This is a genomic window from Terrabacter sp. P5_B1 (assembly GCF_056400505.1).
The window spans coordinates 1-2680 of record NZ_JBFULD010000445.1; the positions used below are offsets into that span (position 1 = coordinate 1).

Annotated in this window: 3 protein-coding genes; all 3 read left to right on the forward strand. The window is 69.6% G+C overall.

Translation table 11 applies throughout. The annotated features are described in order from the left end of the window. Positions 1–168 precede the first annotated feature (168 nt). Positions 169–975, forward strand: a complete 807-nt coding sequence (gene tatC / locus AC1DP0_RS20640; protein ID WP_478088211.1) for a twin-arginine translocase subunit TatC — start codon at positions 169–171, stop codon at positions 973–975. A 9-nt stretch (positions 976–984) separates the two neighbouring features. Beyond that, positions 985–1890 (forward strand): diacylglycerol kinase, encoded by a 906-nt coding sequence (locus AC1DP0_RS20645; RefSeq protein ID WP_478088213.1) that lies wholly within the window; start codon positions 985–987, stop codon positions 1888–1890. Then, positions 1887–2680, forward strand: a 794-nt coding sequence (locus tag AC1DP0_RS20650) for a DEAD/DEAH box helicase (protein ID WP_478088215.1), incomplete at its 3' end; no start/stop codon positions are given. The genes AC1DP0_RS20645 and AC1DP0_RS20650, both read left to right, overlap by 4 nt.

A 2680-nucleotide genomic window follows, 5' to 3' on the forward strand; every position in this document is an offset into this window, starting at 1 on the left:
GCCCGCGCGGAGGCCGACCGCCTGCGCGCCGCCACTCCGGCCGCGACGACGACTCCCACGCCGACTCCCACGCCGACCCCGACGCCGACGAGCAGCACGGACGACGTCCGTCGCGACTCGACGTTCTGAGTGGGTCGGTTCCCGGACCCGTCACACGGACTCACCTGAATGCCGTCACTGCGACGCCAGCGCGACCCCGAGGGGCGGATGTCACTCGGCGACCACCTCCGTGAGCTGCGCAACCGCATCACCATCAGCGCCATCGCCATCGTCATCGGTGGCGTCGTCGGCTGGATCTACTACGACCGCGTCATCAACGCACTGACCAAGCCCTTGCGGGACCTGCAGGTCGGTCGCGAGGGCGTCGTCAACATCAACTTCGCGGGGATGACCGACGCCTTCGCGCTCCAGCTGACGACCTCCCTCACCGTCGGCCTCATCATCGCGTCCCCGATCTGGCTCTTCCAGATCTGGGGCTTCATCGTCCCGGGGCTCACGAGCAAGGAGAAGCTCGTCGCGCGACTGTTCGTCGTCGCCGCGGTGCCGCTCTTCCTCGCCGGCTGCCTCTTCGCCTTCGTCATGGTGCCGAAGGCCGTCGCRGTCCTGCTCGGTTTCACGCCCCAGGGTGCCTACAACCTCCAGGACGGGTCGCAGTACCTCAACTTCGTGCTGAAGTTCATCATCGCCTTCGGCTGCGCGTTCCTGCTGCCGGTCTTCCTCGTCGCGCTCAACCTCGTCGGCGTGCTGCCGGCGAGGGCGATGCTCAAGGGCTGGCGTCCGGCCGTCATGGTCATCCTCGTCTTCGCGGCGATCATGACCCCGACGCCCGACGCGTACACCATGCTCTTCCTGGCCACGCCCATGGTGGCGCTCTACTTCGCCTCGGTCGGCGTCGCGTTCCTGCTCGACCGTCGCAAGGAGGAGCACAAGCCCGACTGGTTGGACGTCCCCGACGACGAGGCGTCCTCCCTGTAGCGTGCGGGTGTGTCCCGCCGTGTCGCCCTGGTCGTCAACCCCACGTCCGGGAAGGGTCTGGGACAGGTGCTGGGTGCGCAGACGCGGCGGCTGCTCCTCGAGGCCGGGCACGCGGTCGTCGACGTGTCGGGCAGCGACTACCAGCAGGCGCGGGCCCGTGGGCGAGATGCCGTGGACTCCGGCGCTGACACGGTGGTCGTGGTCGGCGGCGACGGCATGGTGCACCTCGGGGTCAACCTCTGCGCAGGCACGTCCACCCGGCTCGCCGTCGTGGCGGCGGGCACCGGCAACGACTTCGCGCGCAACCTCGGCCTGCCCGTCCGCGACGCGCCGTCGGCGGTGGCGCTTCTCACCGACGGGTGCACCCGCCGGATCGACCTCGGACGCGTCAGCGACGGCGTCGTGGGGGAGACGTGGTTCGGCGGGGTGCTCGGTGCCGGTTTCGATGCCGTCGTCAACGCGCGGGCCCAGCGGATGAGGTGGCCGCACGGACAGATGCGCTACAACCTCGCGGTTCTGCGCGAGCTGCCCGTCTTCCGGCCCATCCCGTATGCGATCGAGCTCGACGGGCGCCGCATCGAGACGCGAGCGATGCTCGTGGCGGTCGCCAACACGACCTCGTTCGGCGGCGGCATGCGCGTCTGTCCGGACGCCGACGTCACGGACGGGCTCTTCGACGTCATGATCGTGCATGCGCTGTCGATCGCGGCGTTCCTCCGGGTCTTCCCCAGGGTCTACTCAGGGACGCACATCACCCATCCGGCCGTCGAGATCCATCGCGTCCGGCGAGTTCGCTTGGAGGCGAGCGGTATCCACTCACAGGCCGACGGCGAGATGTTCGCCGACCTTCCCATCGACGCCGAGGTCGTGCCCGGTGCCCTGCACGTCGTGACCCCCAAGGAGGTGCTTGCATGATCGCCACGTGGCCGCGGCTCGCAGAGTTCGCCGCGCGACTCGAGTTCCCGCTCGACGACTTCCAGACGGAGGCGTGTCGCGCCGTCGAGGAGGGTCGCGGTGTCCTCGTCGCGGCGCCGACTGGCGCGGGCAAGACGATCGTCGGCGAGTTCGCCGTGCACATGGCCCTCGCGACCGGGCGCAAGGCGTTCTACACGACGCCGATCAAGGCGCTGTCGAACCAGAAGTACACCGACCTGGCCCGCGTCCACGGCGCCGACAAGGTCGGCCTGCTCACCGGTGACGCGTCGATCAACGGCGAGGCGCCGATCGTCGTCATGACGACCGAGGTCCTGCGCAACATGATGTATGCCGGGTCGACCACCCTGCGCGGGCTCGGCTGGGTCGTCATGGACGAGGTCCACTACCTCGCCGACCGGTTCCGCGGGGCGGTGTGGGAGGAGGTCATCATCCACCTGCCGCCGGACGTCAGCGTCGTGTCGCTGTCGGCGACCGTGAGCAACGCCGAGGAGTTCGGCGCCTGGCTCGGTGAGGTGCGGGGCGACACCGAGGTCATCGTCTCGGAGCATCGCCCCGTCCCGTTGTGGCAGCACATGATGGTCGGTCAGACGCTCTTCGACCTCTTCGTCGAGGAGCGCGACGCCCGCGAGGACGACGAGCACTTCGTCGCCGCGCCCGGACGCTACTCGGTGGCCGTCAACCCTGACCTCGTCCACGCCATCCGCGGCACCGAGGGACGCGGCGCGTGGGACTCCCACTGGGTCAGCTCCCGCGGCGGCCGGGACAAGGG